Raw genomic sequence first — 20,245 nt, forward strand, 5'->3', positions numbered from 1 at the left:
TGACGCGCCGAGAACAGATCAAGAACAAGACAATGGCCCGTCGTAAGCGACAGAATCTACGCGCCGCGTAGGCGGGCAAACGTGCCGGAAGTGTCTCTTATAAATCGACCCCAAAGATCCCGACTCAGCTGACGACGTACACTCCTGAGATTTGGAAAGGGGGCGCCCGCCTTGCGCTTCGTGTCGCCCGGGAGTGTCTCTTATTTCAAACCCCGATTTGGTCCAACTTCAGTTGAACCCGAACAGGTTTAGCACTCGACTGGGTCGATGCTGTTCCCACGCAAGCGCGAAACCGTCTCCATGTCCTTGTCCCCGCGACCCGAGAGATTCACCAGGATGATCTTGTCGCGGCCCAGGGTTGGAGCGAGCCGGATCGTGTGCGCCAGCGCGTGAGCCGTCTCGAGTGCCGCGATGATCCCCTCCGTTCGTGAGAGTCGCACGAGCGCATCCAGAGCTTCGTCGTCCGTCGCCGTGACGTACTTCGCGATCCCTTGATCGCGCAGGTATGCATGCTCCGGGCCAACCCCCGGGTAATCCAGCCCCGCGGACACGGAGTGAGCTTCTTGCACCTGACCGAGTTCGCTTTGCAAGAGGTACGACCGGGCGCCGTGGAGGACCCCGGGCTTCCCGGCGTTGAGCGTCGCGGAATGGCGACCGGAAGCGATTCCCATGCCGGCTGCCTCCACGCCGATGGCACGGACCCCGGGATCGCCTAGGAAGGGATGGAAGAGCCCGATAGCGTTGGAGCCTCCACCCACGCACGCGATCAGCACATCGGGGAGTCTCCCTGTGACCGCTAGAATCTGGCGGCGAGACTCCTTGCCGATGACGCTCTGCAGATCGCGTACGATCATCGGATAGGGGTGCGGCCCCGCCGCCGATCCGATCATGTAGAACGTGTCGTTCACGTTCGTGATCCAGTCGCGCAGCGCTTCGCTCATGGCATCCTTGAGCGTACGGCTTCCGCTGCGGACCTCGCGGACGGTAGCTCCGAGCAGCTTGATGCGAAAGACGTTCAACGATTGTCGCTTGATGTCCTCGGCGCCCATGAAGACTTCGCACGGAAGTCCGAAGTAGGCCGACGCGGTCGCGGCCGCCACGCCGTGCTGGCCCGCGCCTGTCTCGGCGATTATACGTGTCTTGCCCATTCGCCGGGCGATCAGAACCTGTCCCATGGTGTTGTTGATCTTGTGCGCTCCGGTGTGGCAGAGATCTTCGCGCTTGAGATATATCTGCGCACCGCCCAACTCGTCGGAGAGCCGCCGCGCGTGTGTCAGCGGGGTCGGTCGACCGACATACTCCGAGAGCAAATGGCTGAGCTCTTTCTGAAACCCTCGGTCGCGTCGGAGCTTCTTGTAGTAGGTCTCGAGGTCGTCGAGAGCCGGCATGAGGGTCTCGCTGACCCATCTGCCGCCGAACTCCCCGAAGTGGCCGGCGTGGTCGGGCATCACGTCCATTCGCCTACGCTCCGCATTCCTGACGTCCCTCTTCACCGGGAGGCTCGCGCAACGCGGTCGGTGGGCCCTCGAGCGCCGTCATGGCGATGGCGGCCGTGTCGACCCGAGCCCCGAGTTGTGCGCAGAGAAGAAATGTCCCGGCCAGCTTCCGATTGATGAACACCAGCTCGGGGGGCGGAGGGCGACGCATGCCCTCCGCGAACGCGAGTTCCATTCCAACGTTCTGCGCTCGCGCGGCCAGATCCGAAGCGCCGTAGTCGTAGGGACCGTTGGATCGAAGCGGCTCCGTCGCGAGCAGGAGGAACTCGACCAGCTTTTCGACCTGTTGCGGCTCGTCTTCCGGCCCCACCCAACCGAACTCGACAATTAGGTCCTGAACACTCGCCGAACAGTTCTCGACGGTGGCAGCGATGAGCTGGCGATAGCGCGAGGAGAGCTCTTCGGAGATCTCGATCATCGAGCCGAAATCGAGAAGGACCAGATCGCGGGCGTGCGGGTCCACCTGGAAGTTCGCGAAATTCGGATCGGACTGCATGAAGCGGAACTCGAAGATTTCGCGGAGGACGAGGCGCTGTGCGAGGGTTCCGATCCGGTCTCGCAGCTCTTGGGTGTGGCTCTCTTCCCAGAGTGAGGAGATGGGGGCAGCCGAGAGGAAGTCCATGGCCAGGACGCGGCGAGTGGTCAGGTCGACGTGTGGGGCGGGGAGCTTCACGTGCTCCTCATCGCGGACGAGCCCCCGATAGCGATCGAGACTCGCCGCTTCCTTGACGTAGTCTGTCTCGGCAAGGAGCTGCTGGCGAACCTCGTCCAGAAGAGGACCCAGGTCGAACTTCGCCGGTACGAGGCCCGATAGCCGCACCAGGATCGCCAGGTTGTCGACGTCTCCGCGGATGCTCTCGGCGACCCCCGGGAACTGAACCTTGATCGCGAGCGGGCGACCGTCACACGCCTGCGCGCGATGGACCTGTCCGATCGAAGCAGAGGCGATGGGTCTCTCGTCGAACCATGAGAAATTCTCTCGCCATCCGCGACCATATTCGCGTTCGAGAACCCGACGAAGCTGCCCCGGGGTCATCGTGTCGGCAGAGGCACCGAGCATCGCCAGCGCCTCGGACAGTGCCGGGGGAAGGAATGCGCCCCCCTCGAGGGAGAGAAGCTGTCCGAGCTTCATGGCGGCTCCGCGCATGTGCGAGAGACGGCTCGCCAGGGCTGCAGCGTTGGTGGGAGTGAAGAGCAAGTCCGGAAGCTCGGGCACCTCGCCACTGGCTAGGCGTCGGGCTCCGTCGAAGGCGGCGGATGCAACCATCCCGCCCGCGGCGACTCCCATGCGAAAGAAGCGCTCCATACGGGTCGAAGGCACTCGACTCGCCCGCGCGGGGCGTTGGCGCGAGGTGTCGAGGAAGCCGGCCATCCGCCTACGAGAATTCCCCCTCAGGCCAGGTCGTCAAGGGGAAATCGGCGCGCCGGACTGCGTCGCCGGGCGGAGAAGGTATCAAAACTGCCAAGCGACGAATGCGCCAAGCTAGGCAATGGAGTCTGTGCCGGCCGCCCACCGCCAGAGCCCCGTCGGGAAGAGGGCGTCAGGCAAACTCGAGGCCAGGTCCACGCGGATAGGCGTCGGGTGCGATCGTGTTCGAGAGCACGAACTGCTCGCTGATCTCCCAGTAGACGAACGGGCTCGGAACGCCGAGGGGGCCTTCTTCCAGACGCGCGCCTACGAGCCGCCCGCTCCGAGCCGGAGGCCCGGAAAGAAGGCATACTGCGCACCGACGAGACCGCCAGGGTTGAAGCTCTGCCCGATCGAAGCGCCGACTTCGAACGAGAAGCGTGCGGTGAACGCGTGGTTCATCAGCCAATTACCGAGCTTCTTCCCCAGGCTGACGGAGCCCGCGCGCTGTGGATGTCGCCCCAGGGCCGAGGGTCTGGCGTCGCCGCCCCGGGGTTGTTGTCCCGAAACGAATACCAGTCGCCCTGCAACGCGAGCTGGCCGCCGAGGATCAGGCCGGCGCCGACGGGGAATCCGAGTCGTCCGGCGGCGAACCCGGTATCCGTCGAGAAGGCTCCGCCGCCATTGATCGACGTGCGAAAGCCGTGCAGATAGCCCGCCGCGAGAAGTGGGCCGCGGGAGCATCTGGGCGCGCGCCCGGTGGTGCCTTGCTCCTCGTCGGGGAGGCTCTCGGCCTCATCGATACGAGCTAATACGATCTCGACGAGTCTGGCGCCGAGCCCAAGCGTCTTAGTGACGCGGACGGAACGCACGCGGCGACGACTTCGGGCACGTGCGGGGCGCAGATTTCGAGGTGGGCGCAGCGGATCGCCCCATCCGGACGATGCTCGACGAGGAGGCTCGCGAGATCTTCGAGCTGCGCGTTGGCCTCGGGGCGCCGGCTGCCGTGGTCCACCAGTATGATCGCGCCGTCTTCTCCCATGGGATCGGGCTAGAGGATATATGCCTCGTCGAAAGTGCCGAAATGCAGAGGTTGCGCCCTTGCCAGCGGGTCGAGAGGGCGTAGGTGTGAAACGACGGCGGAGTCAGCGTCCGCATGAATCTTGATCTCAATGACATCCGAACGATGCTCGCCACGGTACTCATGGGAGCCCTCGGGTGCACGGGCATTCCGGAAGGGCTCGAGCCGGTGCGAGACTTCGATTCCACACGCTACCTCGGTACCTGGTACGAGGTCGCACGCCTCGACCACCCGTTCGAGCGAGGCCTCGAGGACGTGTCGGCGCGTTACACCGTGAAGGACGATGGGGGCATCCGCGTCGTGAACCGGGGGTATGACGAATCTGCGCAAGAGTGGCGCGAGGCCGTAGGCAAAGCCTACTCGCAGGGAGATCCCACGGTGGCCAGTCTCGAGGTGAGCTTCTTCGGCCCGTTTTACGGCGGTTATCACGTGATCTCGCTAGATGAGGATTACCGCGACGCCATTGTCACGGGACCGGATCGCTCCTACCTCTGGTTCCTCTCCCGCGAGCGGTCGTTGCCCCGGGAACGCCTGGACGAGCTTCTATCCGTTGCCCGCGAGGCAGGCTTCGATGTCGCGTCGCTGATCTGGGTCGATCAGAGTCGCAGAGACCCTGCGTTGAAAGGCGAGAAGTGACCGAGCGGCACATCGAGAATGGGCGTCCGACGGAGTCGGTCTGGGATTACCCCAGGCCCCCTCGATCCGAGCCGAGCTCTCTGCGGATCCAGGTCCGCTTCGGAGATCGTGAGATCGCGGACAGCACGCTCGCTCATCGCGTTCTCGAGACGAGTCATCCGCCCGTGTTCTACATTCCTCCCGCCGATGTGCTCACTGGTTGTCTCCACCGAGTCTCTCGGCGGTCCTTCTGTGAGTGGAAAGGCTCGGCGATCTACTACGACGTCGTCGTCGGAGACCGGAGGGAGGAAGCAGCGGCGTGGAGCTATCCTACACCGACGGACCGTTTCGAGCTGATCCGCGACTACATTGCTTTCTATCCGTCGCGAATGGACGAGTGCTTGGTCGACGGTGAGATCATCCAAGCACAGCCTGGAGACTTCTACGGCGGATGGATCACGAGCGAGATTCGGGGGCCGTTCAAAGGTAGCCTCGGGACGGACGGCTGGTGAGTCGGCGGTAGGGGAAGACCGCGCGCCGCTGGCTCCCGACAGGCCTCACGCCCGCTCGTTGCGATTGCGGTGAGAATGTTGGTCGCCAAGACCCTAGGGACTGGTAGCGTAAAGGCGTGTTCGGCGGGTGCGATCCTTGGCACCTTATCGGTCGCAGATGGATCATGGTTACGAGCCCGTACACCACCCCGTTGACGCTTCGCGCGGACCATTCGTCCCGAGACCGCAGGATTGCGACCGTGTGCCTGCCATTGCTGGCCTCGATGAGCTTCGCGACCCTGGTCGGAGTCGTCGCATCGCTCTACCTGGCGAACAACCATCCCCTGGCCCTCATCGCTCTGAGTCCACTCCCTCGGCACCTCGTGCTCGTCGCCCCCACCGTCGATCCGGCCGCCTTTCTCCTCGTCGCGACTGCCCGTTCCCTGTCGTTCTTCGTCGTGTGCTTCTACCTGGGACGGGCCTTCGGACCGGCGGCCCTCGTGTGGCTCGAGTTGCGCGCACCCCGGATGGGTCGTTTCGTGCGGTGGCTCGAGCGCGCCTTCGCGCACGCATCGTACCCGGCGGTGCTCCTCCTGGCCGGTCCGGCCGTTGCCGTGATCGCCGGCGCCGCCGGCATGAAGGCGGTCGTCTTCTCGAGTCTTGCGGCGGTCGCCCTCATGGCGCGGCTCGTTCTCATCCTGGAGGTTGGTGACTGGCTCAGTGGGCCGCTCGAGGCGGTGCGGTCGCTGATCGGAATATACTGGATTCCGGGGACGTTTCTGCTGGTGCTCGGAATCAGTCTCTCGCGGTGGCGTGGACGCGGCCGGCGGGAAGAGATGGAAGGGAATCTTCGATGAAGGTGCTGATCTCCGGGGCGAGCGGTCTGATGGGTAGGAACTTGGTCCGGTCCCTGACCGAAGCTGGGCACGAGGTCCTGCGGCTGGTGCGTGCGGCCGATTCCGTAGGCATCCCATGGGACCCCCGGGGTGGCGAGTTGGACCGCTCGCCGCTCGAAGGCTTCGATGCCGTGGTCCACCTGGCCGGGGAGAGCATCGCCGAGGGGCGGTGGACGGTGGAGAAGAAGAAGCGGATTCGCGACAGCCGGATCGAGGGGACCAACCTGCTCGCACGCTCACTATCGGAGCTCGACCAGCCGCCAAAGGTACTCGTGTGCGCCTCGGCGGTCGGCTTCTATGGCGATCGTGGCGAGGAGATCCTCGACGAAAGTGCGCCCCCGGGGGTGGGCTTCCTCGCAGAGGTTTGCCGTGAATGGGAGGCCGCCGCGGATCCGGCGCGCGAAAAGGGAATACGTGTCGTTCACCTGCGTTTCGGCGTCGTCTTGAGCGGAGAGGGGGGAGCGCTCGCGAAGATGTTATTGCCCTTTCGTCTCGGACTCGGAGGGATCCTCGGCGACGGGTCGCAATATATGAGCTGGATTGCCCTCGACGATGCCGTCGGAATCGTCCTCCACGCGATTTCCCATGAGGACCTGCGGGGCGCGGTCAATGCGGTTTCCCCGAACCCGGTCACGAACCGCGAATACACGAAGACGCTGGGAGGGGTGCTGAGGCGCCCGACGGTCATCCCCTTGCCATCTTTCGGCGCGCGACTGGCTTTCGGCGAGATGGCCGATGAGCTCTTGCTCGCAAGCGTGCGTGTGAGCCCAAAGAGACTCCTCGAGACGGGGTACGACTTCCGGTTCGCCGAGTTGGAAGAAGCCCTGGTTCAGACGACCGCATGAGTGCGGCGGAGCGACAGAGTCTGCTGGCCATTGTCGCGATCCTTCTGGTGGGTGGCGGGATCGTGTGGGCGGGAAGTCAGGGTGGTGTGCGGGTGGGCGGGCTCCCAGTGTTTGCGCTATGCGGGATCCTCGCGTTCGCAGTCAACTGGATCGCTTTCCTCCCGGCGTATCTCTCGCAGACGGAGCGTTTTTTCGACCTGACTGGCAGCTTCACCTACCTCTCTCTCGTCCTGCTGGCCCTGGCCCTGCGCGACGAGCCGGATCCGCGTTCCCTGCTGCTCGCCGTCCTGGTCGTCCTTTGGGCAGCGCGGCTCGGCAGCTTTCTGTTCAGACGAATCACGCGTGACGGCGGAGACGGACGCTTCGACGCGCTCAAGCCTAGCCTGTTACGGTTTCTGATGACTTGGACCCTGCAAGGCCTTTGGGTCCTCCTGACGTTGTCCTGTGCCCTGGCCGCGATGACCTCGGCTCATCCGAAGGCGCTCGGCGGGCTCGCCGCTCTCGGAGCGGCCCTGTGGGCGATCGGCTTCGTGATCGAAGTGCTGGCAGACCGGCAGAAGAGTCGCTTTCGAAGGGAGCCGGCGAACCGGGGGCGGTTCATCGACGTAGGCCTCTGGGCCTGGTCGCGTCATCCCAACTACTTCGGTGAGATCACGCTCTGGAGCGGGGTTGCGTTGATTGCACTGCCGGCCCTCGCCGACTGGCAGTACGTGACGCTGATCTCCCCGGTATTCGTCTACGTCCTGCTCACTCGCATTAGCGGGATCCCCCTTCTCGAGGCTCGAGCCGAGAAGAAGTGGGGCGGCCAAGCGGACTACAAGGCCTATCGGGACCGAACACCGGTTCTGTTTCTGCGCCCACCAAGCTCGCTGGGGTCTCGGAACGGTTCCGGATGAGTCGTAGAACCGGGGAGCCGTCGCAGTGAAGTCGTCGCGCCTCGGCCCCGGGCGCATTGTGAGGTACTCGCTGCCGTCTCTCGTGACGTCTGTGACGGCTCTTCCGATGGCCTTGTTCGTCCCGGCCTTCTACGCGGACGACCTCGGCATGCCGCTCGCGTCCGTTGGCGTTGCGATCGCGCTCTCGCGCCTGCTCGACGTCGTCACCGACCCGCTAATCGGCAAGCTGAGCGACCGGCTCCGGCTTCCGATCGGCCGTCGCAAGCCATGGATGGTGCTCGGCCTGCCGCTCTTCTCCGTCTCACTATGGAAGGTCTTCGTTCCGGACCAGGCGGTGACCCCCGCCTATCTACTCGGTTGGTCGGCGCTGCTGTATCTCGGCTTCACGATGATCGACCTTCCGCACCGGGCCTGGGGGGCGGAGCTCTCCACCGACTACGACGAGCGTTCGCGCATCACCAGCTGGCGCGAAGGTCTGTCGACCGCTGGCCAGGTCCTCCTTCTCGTCGTCCTCGTCTGGCTCGGAACGTACGGCGTAAAGGACGCGGCCGAGCAACTCCGCAGCGTCGCGCTGGTGGTCATCGTAGCGCTCCCCATCCTGACCGCGGTCTGCGTCCTCACGGTGCCCGAGGGCGAGCCAGAGGGCTTTGCGCACGAGGCCCGGAGCGCTTGGGCCGGCCTCGCACTCGTCGCGCGCAATCCCGCGTTCCTTCGGATGATGGGCTGTGTGTTGTTCTTCGTCTCCGGTGTTGCCATCCAGGGGAGCCTCCACCGACTGGTTCTTGCCGACGTGATGCGCGACGAGTCCCGCTTCACCCTCATGATCTTGCTCGAGAACGTGGCGACGTTGGCAGGCGTTCCTCTTTGGCTCGCCGTATCGGTTCGTATCGGGAAGCACCGTGCCTTGCTGGCCGCGGCCCTGTGGATCGCGGTCTGGAGCCTCCCACTCGTGGCCCTGCGAGAGGGCGACACGACCGTGATGATCGCGATGGTCGTTATCCGTGGCAGCAGCTTCGCGTCGATCCTCTTTCTCGCAAACTCGATCGCCGCCGACGTGATCGACGTCGACACGCTGGTGTCCGGAGAGCAGCGCACGGGGCTGTACTTCGCGGTCTGGGGAATGGTGACGAAGCTGTCGCTTGCGCTCGGCGTTCTGCTCGGAACGACACTGCCGGCCGCCTTCGGCTACGATCCATCCAGCGACGTGGCGACACTTCCCGTGCAGGCTTGGCTGATGGCGATCTATGGAGGCGTCCCCGCGATTCTCATGGCAGTCGGCGCTCTCTTTCTGCGACACTTCCCGATTACGCGCGAGCGTCACGACGAGGTGCGCATTGCGTTGGAAGCGCGGCGAGCGGCCGTGGGGGGCAGGGCCGGCGGGGGATGCGTCGCTATGGGAGATGAGAAATGAGCCATCGGATCGTCATCGTCGGGGCTGGATTCGCGGGCCTTTCCGCGGCGCTCGAGTTGCCGGATTCCTGCGACGTCACGGTGATCTCCGATCGACCCTGGTGCGAATTTCTGCCCAACATCCACGAGATTCTGTCCTCACAGAAGCGCCCCGAGGATTTGCGGATAGACGCCTCCGCCCGGGTCGAGGAGGCCGGGCATCGATTCGTGCAGGACGAAGTCGTCGAGATCGATCGGGGCCGCCGCGTAGTCCGCGGCCTTTCTTCGGGAACGCATGCCTATGATGGATTGATCGTCGCGGTCGGCGGAGTGAACGCGACTCATGGGGTCTCGGGCGCCGATCGATGGGCGATGCCGTTCAAGTCCGTGGCCGACTGTGAGCAGATTGGCACTCGGCTGCGCGCGCTCCACCGCAGATCTCCCAGGGCGCGAGTTACGGTCGTGGGGGGAGGGCTCGAAGGCGTCGAAGCCCTGGGCGAGATCCTGCGCGCGTTTCCCCGATTCCGGATCCGCGTCGTCGAAGCGGGGTCGCGCCTGCTCTCTGCGGGTCCCGCGAGCCTGGACCGGACGGTGCGTAAAGAATGCGCGGCGTTCGATGTCGGTTTCGAGATGGAGTCGCGCGTGGACGAGGTCGGTCGGGAACGGGTCACGCTCTCCTCGGGCGTGGCGGTGGACAGCGAGGTGACGATCTGGACGGGAGGGCCCACGGGCGCGCCCCTCCTGAACTCGGCCGGCCTCGCGCCGCGCGCAGGCGCCTGGGCGCCCGTCGCCGCGACCCTCGAGAGCTCCGATGCCGAAGGCGTGTTCCTCGCCGGCGATGCGGCTGCGCTTGGGGAACCGATCGCGAAGCAGGCCTACCACGCGATGGACATGGGCGTCTGCGCCGCGAGGAACGCCATGCGTCGGCTCGATGGTAGGGTGCTCGAACGGTTCGTGCCGGCCGAGAAACCGATGCTCGTTTCTCTCGGCCACTTGGGGTGCTTTCTCGTGCAGGGCCGTTGGGCGCTGTTTGGCCCAGGGATCTCGATGGCGAAGGAGGCGGTTTTCCAGTTGGTCACGGCCCAGTTGGCGCCACCGAGCGGGGTCGATTCGACGGTTGCCGCCTGGAGGCGTCTGAGCGGAGCGTTTCCCGAGCCAGGCTGGCCGAGCGTGCCGGCGGTCTGGAACGCTCTGCGCGGAGCGCTCGACGTGCGCGTGCTGGCTCCGGAGGAGGGCGCATGCACGTCATCACCGAATGCGCCTTGATCCAGGGCTCTGATCGCGGCTCGTGGGAGTTTCCGCGCGCGATCGGCCGCTTCGTCGCGCACTCGAGAGGAGACGGCACTCCGCGGTGAGCCCTCAGCGCGCTGTGGCGGGGCGAGCGGCCGTGGGTGACCACGTGGGATCTTCTCTCGTACCGAGGTCCGCGCGCTTCAGGCCGCGGTCGACGTCGAGTCCCTCGAGGGTCCACAGGTGAGCGTGGATGTCGACCGGGGACCGAACTCGCTCGATGAATCTGGTCGGCCACTGTCGGCCTTCGATCTCCCGGTAGTCGAAGAAGGTCACGTCCGCGTGAGCCCCGAGGGTCCCCTCGAAGCCCTCCAGAGTGAAGTGGACGCGACGGAGGAGGAAGGTCTCGGCATCGATCCACGCGACGACCCGGTCCGCGTCGGACAGGCCGATGCCGGGTCGGAGGTGTCCCAGGATTCGCAGGCGGGTTTGATCATCCTCGACCTCGTCCGCCAGGCGCGTCCACTCCGTGCCGCGGCGGTTCAGCCACGCCGGTCCCACGAGGAAAAGGCCGTACGCGTCCGCAACCAGGGCCGATGACTCGAGCACGGCGCGATCGGTCGACGGGACTCCATCATACGTGACGTAGATCTCCCCCCGGCCGCGGAGCACGGTTTTTTCACCGGACGGTCCCAGGTGTCGCTGGGCGATGACGTCTTCTCCGAGCAGCAGGCGTTCTTCGGACTCGCCCCTGTACTCGCCGTCGGTCAATACGGGCTGAAGCATCTGGACGACTGAGCCCCACTCGCCCCGGTAGCGAACGGCGATATCGTGAATCGACGAGTAGGGATCTCCGCCAGAGGCCTGGATGCTCCGGCCCAGGATCTCCGCAGCCGTCGGCCCGGCAGGTACCGTGTCGGGCGGGACGGGGAAGCGCGCCGCGCATCCCGCAAGCGCGAGACCAAGCGCGAGGCAACGGCCGAAGCGGCAGACGGCGCGCTGGAGGCCGCCGTCGACGTGGCGGGGAGCAGACATCGACACCCTATCTTCCCCGGTGGACGGATCGCCGCTTCCAAGTCCCGAGCCACGCTTGCTTTCGCCAGGTTCGGGCTGGTTCTCCATGCTGTCTATCCGTTGCGGCGACCCGACATGCGGAATCGATTGAGAGCATACCGACACGCTGCTGTGGAGCGTACCACCCCGGCGCGCATAGCGCCTCGCGACTTCGCGCGCGGCACGACCTTCTCGCGCGCGGCCGAAATGTCGCCACCTACGCCGACGTTGTGGTGTCGCTCGAGGAAGCGCCACACTTCCTCGGTGGCCTCGAACCCGGCCATCGAGCCGCCGCTCGGTAGACCCCCTCGGAGCCGAAAGGATCTACGCCGCCGGGCCATCCGCAGATTTGCACCGGAATCCCCGGATCGTGCGGGAAGGGGTCCGATCACTCGATGCTCGTCCCAACCAACGGCCAAAAAACGAGCAGCGCTGCGTCCCAGACCATGTGCGCGACGAACACCGCGGTGAGGCTGCCGGTCTCGTAGCGCAAGGTGTTCCAGCAGATGCCGGCGCCGAGACAGGCGAGGACTAGGGCCGTCGAGCCGATCGGAGCGTGCGCGATGGCGTAAAGCGCGGTGCCGGCGATGACGGCGAGGGGCCAGGGCACGCGGTCGACGAGCGCACCGTAGATGACACCGCGCCAGACGATTTCCTCGCAGGCGACGACGATGGGGAGTGCGACGAACAGTGCTGCGGGACCCAGGTGGCCGAAGTCGACGTAGAGCCGGACGACGCCGGCGAGAAGCTCGGGCGCGGCGCGGGTGACGGGCGGAAACAGGAGATAGGTCGCTGCGGCCATGAAGGCGCCGGCGGCAAAGCCGATTGAAAGTGCTCTCGGGTCTAGGCCGAGAGCCGCGCGGATTTCGGGTCCTTGGAGGAAGACCGCGGTGATGCCGAGCAGTAACGCGGTTCCGCCCACCGCCGGCCAGATTCCGAGCGGGTGCGACAGCCAGGCGCCGACGGCCCATAGCGCCGCCATGCCGAGCGCGATCGCCCCCTTGCCCGAACTGGTCGCCGCCGCGACTCTCAAGTGGCCTGCCCCGGCGCCGCCAGAAGCAGGCGCTCGATGATGCCCCACGGGCCGCGTATGGGCCCTTCGCGCTTCTCGTCAGAGATCGTGCGACGCGCGGCTTCGTCGAAGTCTTGCAGGCTGGTGTGGCCTATCCTCTCCCAGAAGCGCGCATCGTCGGCGAGGAGGTCTTCCTTGAGCCCCACGACGATCTCGCGCGCCACTGACCACTCGGCGCGCGTGACGAAGCGGACCCAGTGAGACGAGAGCTTCGGCGTCAGAAACGGAACCTCGATCATGATCGGTCGCGGGCGGCCGAGCACGTCCGCCGTGCGCTCGAGGATTTCGCGACCCGAGAGGACCTCCGGGCCGGGCACCCCGAACCATTCGCTCCCGTCGACGACCAAGTCGAGCGCGCCGAGGACGGCGACGACGACGTCGTTGATTGCCACCGGCTCGGTGCGCGACTTCAGCCAGCGCGGCAAGACCATAACGGGGAGTCTCGCTGCGAGATCTCGCACGATGAGCCAGCTGAGGCTGCCGTGGCCGATGATCATGCTCGCGCGCAGCTCGATGGCGCTCACGCTTCCCGAACGCAGGGTCTCGCCCACGTCCCGCCTACTGCGAAGATGTGCGGAGGCATCGGAGCTCGGGGCTGTGACACCTCCGAGGTAGACGATGCGGCGCACCCCGGCGTCCTCGGCGGCGCGCAGGAACGTCTCGGCCTGGGCGACCTCCGCTCGGTGGAAGTCGCCGCTCGCCGTCGCCATTCCGTGCACGAGGTACAGAGCGCTGTCGCATCCTTCGAGGGCGCGTACCGTCGAGTCCCGATCTGCGACGTCGGCGGTCACCCAGTTGCGGCTGGGCCACTGCGCGGCTGCGCGTTCCCCGTCTCGCGTCGCGCAGCGCACGTCCCAGCCCGCGGCGACGAGTGCCGGGTAGACGGCACCACCCACGAAACCGGTAGCTCCGGTGAGCAGTATGTTTCGTTCCTCGCCTCGCCTGGTCGGCTCTTCCATGTGGCTCCTGGCTCTCCTTGCGGGGCGGTAGACAGCCGTTTCGGCAAGATCCCGGCACCCGGCGGGACCTGCACGCACATGGTGCGGAGCCTCGGCCTGCCGGGCGTTCGACGCGAGCCCTAGCCGATGTGTGCTTCGCGTTGGATGGCGAGCCACCCCTGGATGCGGCGCCCGATCCGGATGGGCAGGACGCGCCAGTGCATGATGAACGGCGTGCCGTCCTTCTTGTAGTTCACCGCCTTGCCCTCGAAACGGCCGCCGGAGGAGAGCGCCTCCGAGAGACGAGCGATGACCTTTCGGTCGGTTCCCGCGCCCTGCAGAATGCGCGGCGTCTCACCGATCACCTCGGCCGGCTCGTAGCCGGTGAGCTTCTTGAACGCCCTGTTGGCATAGACGATCCGCCCATGCTTGGAGGCATCGGTGATCAGGATCGAGTCGAAGCTGTTGTCGGCGAGTGCGCGCAAGAGAGCTGGGTTTGCGCCGCTGCTACCGAGGATCTCGTCGAACGAAGCCGCCATTGGTGTGTCCTTTCTTTTTCCGTTGTAGATCGCTGAGAAACGGGGCATCGGCCCGCGCACATCCTCCAGCATGAGGTGACGGTACTCGTTCTAGGGGCGGGCACAAGGCTCAAAGATCGAAGCTCCAAGCACGACGTCACACCCTGCGCGCGCACAGCCATCCGCGAACGATCTCGACCAGTTCCTCCTTCGCCGCGAGGTCGATGTTCGCACTGCCGCGGCATTCTATCCGCACAGCGCTTCGGTACCATCAGGGAGCGGTGGGCGGCGTGTTTTGAGCTTGCGGCAGGCCTCTGCCGGGATACGCTCTGACGACTCGCGGAGCGAAAGATATGGAAACCCTAGGCATCGTCCTACAAGTCGTCGCGGCTCTTGGTCTGCTCAATGTGTGGCTGCTCCGTTCGGGCAAGCCGACTCCCTACCGGGGGGGAAGCGAGGAACATGGCCGAGGAGTTCGCGGTGTATGGTTTGCCGCGGTGGTTTATGTGGGTCGTCGGCGTGCTGAAGATCAGCGTCGCGCTCGCCTTTTTCCTGGGTCTGTGGATGCCGGCGTTGTCATGCAGGCGATCGCCGCGACCATCGCATTCGCGTAGCGGGTTCCGGTGGGCTCTTTGCGGGCTCGTCCGAATCAAAACAGGGCGAGGCGAAGGCAGGTGTTTAGGGCCAGGTAGAAAAGGCCTGGCGTCATCTGCAGCAGACTGTCCCTGGCGGGGTAGGGGCGCGGTCGGGACTGTTCGCCCGCCTCCATCTCTTGGTAGCACGGGCCGAGACCGGTCAGCGCGATGTTCACTTTCGGTGTCGGAAGTCCGTTGGGCAAAGCGTTCATGTTCATCGCCAGATTACCTCCCATGACCCAGGAATATGAAAGATCTGACCGATGGCAATTGTTCTTGTTGTCGAACGTTCCTGCCTTAGACGGCCTGATGAACCGGGCGTATCTGTGAGAGGGCGTGCCAGGCGCGCGACTACGACTCGCAGAGAGCCCGAAACCGGTCCAGGTCGCTCTGGAATTGGCGCCGGAGGAGGGGGCGGACGAACGTCATGCCCCAACGGCCCAGTGGTCCGAGGGGCGCGGCGAGGCGTTCGCGCCATCCCACATGGGTGGATTCGCCGGAATCGCTCTCGCGCAGGGTGAACGTGCCCTCGCCCGTGACGAGCCCTCGATGGACGACCGTCCATCGCTCCGGGGGCTCGTACGCGGTCACCTCCATGATGTCGGTCGTGCGAAAGATCCCGATCTGCGTGGGGACCTTCATGCGGCTGCCGACTCCCATCGGCCCGTCCGTCAGCATCTCGATCGATAGCGCGTCGCGCATCCATTCGGGCTGACGCTGTACGTCTGCCAGCACCTTCCACACGGCCGCTCTCGGACGGGCGACGGTGACGGAAACGAGGACTTCCACCGCGTTCTCGATCTGAGAGGTCACCTCGGGTCGCCCGTCATCATCGATGGAATGAGCACGGTGTTCACATATCACACGGGCCGTCGCCCGAGCCACTTCAACCCAATTCCGCTACGAGGACGTCACGCACGCCTTTGTCTCGCAGGGTCACATGGGCGAGGTCGTCTCCGAGGGCGGCCGGATCTTTGCTCGGAAGGGCGACGGCTACGTGGGCCTGTGGTCGTGGCGCCCGGTCTTGCGGAAGATTGGGGCACGTTCGAGGCGTTCCGGCGTACCCTCGCGGAGACGCTGATCGATGTGGTCCCGCTCGGAGAAAGGATGGCCGACGGAATCTCGCCCGGCTTCGACGTCACGTACGAGTCGCCGAGCCAGGGCCGGATGGAGTTTGGTTGGGAGCGCCCGTTCGTCGTGGGCGGGCAGCAGGTCGCGCTCTCCGGCTTCCCGAGAATAGATGGGCCGTTCGGGACCCTGGAGTTCGACGCGACCAAGCTCGAGTACGAGGGCTTCGGTGTAGCGCTCGACTTCTCGGCGTGGCGCCGCGACGTTTGCCCCCCGTAGGGGCGGATGCGTTAGGTCCTGTCTCTCCGTTCTTGTCGGGGACGCTCGCGAAGTCGACGAACGGTGGCTTCGACGACGCAGTACTGCTGCGCCGAAAACCCGCAGACCTACCTGCCTGCGGAGGAGGCACGAGCACCGGCCTTTTCCCGGTCGGGGCTGCGGTTGTTTGACTCCGGAGACCCTTCTGGAACAAGAGTGATGGTGTGTAGTTCGACCTCTGGAGAGTCCTTCCCATGACGATTCGCATCGGCGTTGTTGGCATCCTCGCTTGTTCGTTTTCTCTCATTCTCTCCGCGACTGCGGCGGTCGGGCAGAACCGGGCCGGCCCCGGCTTCGTCGAAAGCATCGAGACCGAGGGCGACCCCGCCACCGGTATCGACATGGAGGAGGACGCGGCCGCCGCTCAGGCCGAGCAGATCGAGTCCACCGGCAAGGTGCCCACGGGCCTGTCTGGGCGCCGCGCCAAGCAGGTCGAAGAGATCGTCGTGAGCGCGCGACGACGCGCGGAGTTGCTCGAGGATACACCGATCTCCGTTACCGCCGTGAACGCAGAAACCCTGGTCCAAGCGCAGGTCACGAAGTTGCCTGACTTGCAGTACCTGGTTCCGAACCTTCAGATCTCACAAGGGCGCGGAGGCACCGGCGGCGCTCTGCGCATCCGCGGCGTGGGTCCCACCGAGTCGGGCAACCCCGGCGTCGGGACCTACATCGACGGCATCTTTCTGCAGAACGGCACCGCAGCCCTGTTGAACGTGATCGATGTGCAGCAGGTCGAAGTGCTGCGGGGGCCGCAGGGAACCTTGTTCGGAAAGAACACGCTCGGTGGCGCGGTGAACTTCACGACCGTGGCACCGTCCGATGAGCTGGCCGGCTCCGCGTGGCTTCGTGCCGGCAGCTTCGGCACCGTCGAGACGCGCGCGATGCTGAGCGTGCCGGTCAAGATCGGCGCGCTCGAGGACAAGGTCTTCACGCGCTGGTCCTTCGCCTCGGCCAACTCGGACGGATACACCTACAACTCCGGGCTCGACCAGTACCATAACAACCGGAGTGCCCTCTGGTTCCTAGGGAAGGTTCGCGTTCTTCCGATCGAGGATCTCGAGATCAACGTGAACGCGAACTACTTTCAGAACAAGACGAACGGCGCCGGCGGGCGCTGCGTGGAGGTGCAGGAGGCGGATCCGTCCATCCGCGGTCTCCTTCTCATCGCGAATCCGAACTTCTTCGAGAAGTGCAATGCAACGAAACCGTTCGAGTTTCGCACCTTCTCCCAGATGCTTTACCAGGACACGAACTATGGGCTGTGGGGCAACGCTCAGTACTCGCTCGGCGAGGTCGGCGTCTTCGACGACCTGAATGTGAAGCTGTTGGGCTCCTGGCGGAAGAACAAGAACCGTACGCGCGAAGACATCGACCTCACCGAAGACCTCATCATCGAGCTCACGAACATCAATATCGGAGACGTGCAGGGTGACCCGTCGAGGACGACATCGAGCCTGGTTGAGGGACAAGTGTTCGGGACGGCGCTCGACGGCGACATCAGCTTCATCGGTGGCGGGTTCGCGAGTTGGGAGAACAACAGCCTGGCGAACGTCGTCCGCTCGAACCCGCCCACGCTCGACTATGTCGGTGGGTTCACCGTGGGGCCGGTCGAGCGGGACGAGAGCGACTGGGCGTTTTATGGTCAGGCGGCGTGGAACTTGCTCGAATGGCTGAGCCTGACGGGCGGAATCCGATACACGAGCGAAACGCGCGGAGTCACGCGCTCGACCATCTTCCCGCTAGGAGGCAATCCCACCGCGACAGAGCCGGTCGTTACTTCTGGCGGCTCGGATAGCCAGGGCTTCACCGAGTGGACGCCGATGGTTAGCCTCCAGCTCACCGCCCCCGAGGATCTTCTCGACACGATCTCCCTCGATCACCTCATGGGCTATTTCACCTACTCGAAGGGCTTTTCGAGCGGCGGCTTCAACGCGGTGGTCGGGAGCACGGGTGACGTCGGCGGCTTGATCCCGTTCGATCCGTCAACGCTCGACAACTACGAGATCGGTTTCAAGACGATCGGCTTCGATCAGCGCGCTACTTTCAACCTCACTCTGTTCTACATGGACTACCAGGACATTCAGGTAACCCAGTCAGAGAGCGTGTTTGTGCCGGGGCAGGAGCTCCCCGAGAACGTGCGCCTCATCGTGAACGCTTCGAAGGCGACACTGAAGGGCATCGAGGCCGAAGTCATCACGCGCCCGATCGACGGCCTCCTCATCTCGGGCAACATCGGCGTCCTCGATTCCGAGTACGGTGACTTCCCCGACATCTCTGCGCTGGATGCGGTCAGCGAGATTAACCGGCAGGGAGAGACGTTCAACCAGGTCCCCGAGTTTACGAGCTACCTGGCGGTGCAGTACTCGTTCGGCATCGACGTCGGCCCGACTTGGCTCGACGGCTGGCTGACGCCGCGGCTGGATTGGTACTACCAGACGAAGGTGCACAACCTGCAGCCGGAGGACACGTCCGGGCACGTTCCCGGCTACAATCTGCTGAACGCTCGACTCTCATACGACTTCCTCGACGATCGCGCTCAGGTTGCCCTCTGGGGCCGGAATCTGGCCGCCGCCGAGTACTTCAACACGAGCGGTGGCACGACCGGGACCTTCGGGTACGCGACGCAGTACTTCGCACCGCCGATCTCGTGGGGCGGGGAGATCAGCTACCGGTTCTCGGCGGGCTGAGCGGCACCGCACTCCACCTCGAGCCACGTGAGCGACTGGTTCGGCAGGAACAGCAGAAGCTGCTCCTGGCCGAGGCGCACGATCGATGATTCCTCGAACGATCGTGACTCCGCGTGGCTGGACGAGAGGCGGGCGTTTCGATGGGTGCACGGCCCGTCAAGCTCCAGGAGCACGTCGCGCGACGAGTCCTCGGCCGCGCGGAACGTGGAGGGGAAGACGCGCATTGTGTCTCCGTTGCGGGTGGCGCGAGCCCAAAGGCCGTCGGCCTACGACGAGCGGCAAGGCAACGAGCCGTTCCCCTGGGTCGCCGACCTTCGCATTCCGGACGGTTTTCCGGAGGATGGGGCTCGGTCCACGGACTCCTCCAGCTGGGTGTCCCGTTCGAGGCGGGCTCGAACGCGTCTCCCCTCGCCGACCAGTCGATTCGACCAAGACTTCCTGGCGCATCGTCAATGAGCGCGGGGCCCGAATCTGTCTTCATGTAGACGCCGAACACGAGCGGGGTCGCGACGATCGAGACCTGCGGTTCGGGTTTCGACACGGTGCTCCACATCCGCGAGGGCTCGTGCAACCTCTCGGCGAACGAGATCGCCTGTAACGACGACTCTTGCGGGTTGAGCTTTCGTGTCGGCCCGGTAGTGGGCCCTTCACGCTCGACATCGCGCCGCGGCGCTCGTGTAGGGCTCGACGACGCGGGAGTTCCTTGAGGAGGTGGGCTCGTTGCTCGACTAGACTAGGGGGTGCGCGCCGCCCGAAGCTCCTCCAGTTTTCGAATGCGCCGATCGTCCGTGCCGAGGTACTCGATGAGCACGGCTGTGACGCGTCCGACGTCGAGAGTTCCGGCGTCGCGCATTTCCTCGAGGTCGGCCCAGTCCCTTGTTCGATCGAAGAACGTCTTGAATACGGCAATGTCGTGGCAGGAGAGAAACGGGATCTCGGTTCCTGCGAAGCTCTCCCAGCGGGTCCGATGAAAGACGGCGCCGTGAAAGGGTGTCGTGTCGAGGAATACGTCGACCGGCGTGTTGTCCCACCAGAGCCGAACCTGCCCGTCGCGGAGCAGAGCCTTTTCGCTGGCGTCATCGAAACGGACAGGGGCGGGGAGGGCAGAGAGAACGGCACCTGCCTGGTCGGTGTCGACGAAGATGTTCACGTCGATGTCGATGGTGCCCCGCGCGCGCTGCGTGCACCACGCCAGAGCGAGCGCTCCGCCAAACGCATGAGGTAGATTCGCCGCGCGGAGCGCCTGGTGTAGGGCGACGATCTTCTCCGTCAGGGAGGTCATGTCGCGCCGAACTTCGGGTAGCGAAGCGTCTTCGTATGGCGCGTTGGGAAGTGTGCGGCCAACTCGAGCACGGCGCGGAGTTCGTCGCCGCGCGGGTAGCCGTCTTGCTCGCGAATTCGTGGCGACAGCTCGATGTCGGTGGCGTACCCGAAGGCGGTTAGGAGCCGTAGAAACGTCGTGACCGTGGGCGTCTTGCGTCCCTTTTCGTACGCGACGAGCGTCGAATGCGAGGTCCCCGCCCGCTCGGCGGCGGCACGCAAAGAGAGGCCGGCTCCCTGACGTGCGGAAGCGAGGATCGTAGCCGGATGCCCCTCGGGTCCGTTCATGATTTAATGGTATCCGAAAGGATACCACCAGGCAAGGCGGCAGGCGCCACGGGGAAAATCT

At 65.1% G+C, this 20,245-nt stretch carries 23 protein-coding genes; 9 read left to right on the forward strand and 14 right to left on the reverse strand.

The features are described from left to right. Positions 1-248: 248 nt before the first annotated feature. From trpB to P8R42_10400, 4 genes are all read right to left on the reverse strand, one after another. Positions 249-1,457, reverse strand: a complete 1,209-nt coding sequence (gene trpB, locus P8R42_10385) for a tryptophan synthase subunit beta (protein MDG2305045.1) — start codon at positions 1,455-1,457, stop codon at positions 249-251. 4 nt (positions 1,458-1,461) lie between these two features. After that, positions 1,462-2,802 (reverse strand): AarF/ABC1/UbiB kinase family protein, encoded by a 1,341-nt coding sequence (locus tag P8R42_10390; GenBank protein ID MDG2305046.1) that lies wholly within the window; start codon positions 2,800-2,802, stop codon positions 1,462-1,464. Between the two features lie 369 nt (positions 2,803-3,171). Next, positions 3,172-3,306: a hypothetical protein gene (locus tag P8R42_10395; GenBank protein ID MDG2305047.1), complete on the reverse strand. Its 135-nt coding sequence runs from the start codon at positions 3,304-3,306 to the stop codon at positions 3,172-3,174. Then, the gene (locus P8R42_10400; GenBank protein MDG2305048.1) at positions 3,306-3,716 is read right to left on the reverse strand and encodes a hypothetical protein; all 411 of its coding nucleotides are present in this window, start codon (positions 3,714-3,716) and stop codon (positions 3,306-3,308) included. Before P8R42_10400 ends, P8R42_10395 begins: the two co-directional genes overlap by 1 nt. Positions 3,717-4,000: 284 nt before the next feature. On the opposite strand from P8R42_10400, the gene P8R42_10405 reads away from it, so the two are divergent. From P8R42_10405 to P8R42_10435, 7 genes are all read left to right on the forward strand, one after another. Next, the gene (locus tag P8R42_10405; protein ID MDG2305049.1) at positions 4,001-4,561 is read left to right on the forward strand and encodes a lipocalin family protein; all 561 of its coding nucleotides are present in this window, start codon (positions 4,001-4,003) and stop codon (positions 4,559-4,561) included. After that, on the forward strand, positions 4,558-5,052 hold the full coding sequence (locus tag P8R42_10410) for a DUF427 domain-containing protein (GenBank protein MDG2305050.1): 495 nt from the start codon (positions 4,558-4,560) through the stop codon (positions 5,050-5,052). Before P8R42_10405 ends, P8R42_10410 begins: the two co-directional genes overlap by 4 nt. A gap of 263 nt (positions 5,053-5,315) precedes the next feature. Continuing rightward, on the forward strand, positions 5,316-5,888 hold the full coding sequence (locus P8R42_10415) for a hypothetical protein (protein ID MDG2305051.1): 573 nt from the start codon (positions 5,316-5,318) through the stop codon (positions 5,886-5,888). Continuing rightward, positions 5,885-6,772, forward strand: coding sequence for a TIGR01777 family oxidoreductase (locus P8R42_10420; GenBank protein ID MDG2305052.1), 888 nt, complete (start codon positions 5,885-5,887; stop codon positions 6,770-6,772). Before P8R42_10415 ends, P8R42_10420 begins: the two co-directional genes overlap by 4 nt. Next, positions 6,769-7,668 carry a DUF1295 domain-containing protein gene (locus P8R42_10425; GenBank protein MDG2305053.1) on the forward strand — a complete coding sequence of 300 codons (900 nt, stop codon included), beginning with the start codon at positions 6,769-6,771 and terminating at the stop codon, positions 7,666-7,668. The genes P8R42_10420 and P8R42_10425 overlap by 4 nt, the downstream gene beginning before the upstream one ends. 25 nt (positions 7,669-7,693) lie before the next feature. Continuing rightward, positions 7,694-9,079 (forward strand): MFS transporter, encoded by a 1,386-nt coding sequence (locus tag P8R42_10430; GenBank protein MDG2305054.1) that lies wholly within the window; start codon positions 7,694-7,696, stop codon positions 9,077-9,079. Continuing rightward, positions 9,076-10,323 (forward strand): FAD-dependent oxidoreductase, encoded by a 1,248-nt coding sequence (locus P8R42_10435; GenBank protein ID MDG2305055.1) that lies wholly within the window; start codon positions 9,076-9,078, stop codon positions 10,321-10,323. The genes P8R42_10430 and P8R42_10435 overlap by 4 nt, the downstream gene beginning before the upstream one ends. A gap of 93 nt (positions 10,324-10,416) precedes the next feature. Here P8R42_10435 and P8R42_10440 read toward each other — a convergent pair whose 3' ends face one another. From P8R42_10440 to P8R42_10470, 7 genes are all read right to left on the reverse strand, one after another. Then, on the reverse strand, positions 10,417-11,322 hold the full coding sequence (locus P8R42_10440) for a hypothetical protein (protein ID MDG2305056.1): 906 nt from the start codon (positions 11,320-11,322) through the stop codon (positions 10,417-10,419). 92 nt (positions 11,323-11,414) lie between these two features. Next, positions 11,415-11,624, reverse strand: a complete 210-nt coding sequence (locus P8R42_10445) for a hypothetical protein (protein ID MDG2305057.1) — start codon at positions 11,622-11,624, stop codon at positions 11,415-11,417. A 104-nt stretch (positions 11,625-11,728) separates the two neighbouring features. Further along, on the reverse strand, positions 11,729-12,373 hold the full coding sequence (locus P8R42_10450) for a type II CAAX endopeptidase family protein (GenBank protein ID MDG2305058.1): 645 nt from the start codon (positions 12,371-12,373) through the stop codon (positions 11,729-11,731). Next, on the reverse strand, positions 12,370-13,371 hold the full coding sequence (locus P8R42_10455; GenBank protein MDG2305059.1) for an NAD(P)H-binding protein: 1,002 nt from the start codon (positions 13,369-13,371) through the stop codon (positions 12,370-12,372). Before P8R42_10455 ends, P8R42_10450 begins: the two co-directional genes overlap by 4 nt. A 119-nt stretch (positions 13,372-13,490) precedes the next feature. Next, entirely contained in the window at positions 13,491-13,889 is a 399-nt protein-coding gene (locus P8R42_10460; protein ID MDG2305060.1) for a PAS domain S-box protein, read from the reverse strand. 628 nt (positions 13,890-14,517) lie between these two features. Then, on the reverse strand, positions 14,518-14,739 hold the full coding sequence (locus P8R42_10465) for a hypothetical protein (protein MDG2305061.1): 222 nt from the start codon (positions 14,737-14,739) through the stop codon (positions 14,518-14,520). Positions 14,740-14,854: 115 nt separating this feature from the next. Continuing rightward, positions 14,855-15,316: an SRPBCC family protein gene (locus tag P8R42_10470; protein MDG2305062.1), complete on the reverse strand. Its 462-nt coding sequence runs from the start codon at positions 15,314-15,316 to the stop codon at positions 14,855-14,857. A 198-nt stretch (positions 15,317-15,514) separates the two neighbouring features. Here P8R42_10470 and P8R42_10475 point away from each other — a divergent pair, with 198 nt between their 5' ends. Both P8R42_10475 and P8R42_10480 read left to right on the forward strand, forming a co-directional pair. After that, a complete protein-coding gene (locus P8R42_10475; GenBank protein ID MDG2305063.1) occupies positions 15,515-15,850 on the forward strand; it encodes a hypothetical protein in 336 nt (111 codons plus the stop codon). A gap of 233 nt (positions 15,851-16,083) precedes the next feature. Continuing rightward, entirely contained in the window at positions 16,084-18,576 is a 2,493-nt protein-coding gene (locus P8R42_10480; GenBank protein MDG2305064.1) for a TonB-dependent receptor, read from the forward strand. Here the strand turns inward: P8R42_10480 and P8R42_10485 are convergent. The 3 genes from P8R42_10485 to P8R42_10495 form a co-directional block, all read right to left on the reverse strand. Beyond that, the gene (locus tag P8R42_10485; protein MDG2305065.1) at positions 18,555-18,800 is read right to left on the reverse strand and encodes a hypothetical protein; all 246 of its coding nucleotides are present in this window, start codon (positions 18,798-18,800) and stop codon (positions 18,555-18,557) included. The two genes, P8R42_10480 and P8R42_10485, sit on opposite strands and share 22 nt — an antisense overlap. A gap of 509 nt (positions 18,801-19,309) precedes the next feature. Further along, a complete protein-coding gene (locus P8R42_10490) occupies positions 19,310-19,858 on the reverse strand; it encodes a hypothetical protein (protein MDG2305066.1) in 549 nt (182 codons plus the stop codon). Then, on the reverse strand, positions 19,855-20,184 hold the full coding sequence (locus tag P8R42_10495) for a helix-turn-helix transcriptional regulator (protein MDG2305067.1): 330 nt from the start codon (positions 20,182-20,184) through the stop codon (positions 19,855-19,857). Before P8R42_10495 ends, P8R42_10490 begins: the two co-directional genes overlap by 4 nt. Between the last annotated feature and the right edge of the window lie 61 nt (positions 20,185-20,245).

It is taken from the genome of Candidatus Binatia bacterium (assembly GCA_029243485.1).
GTDB lineage: Bacteria > Desulfobacterota > Binatia > UBA12015 > UBA12015 > VGTG01.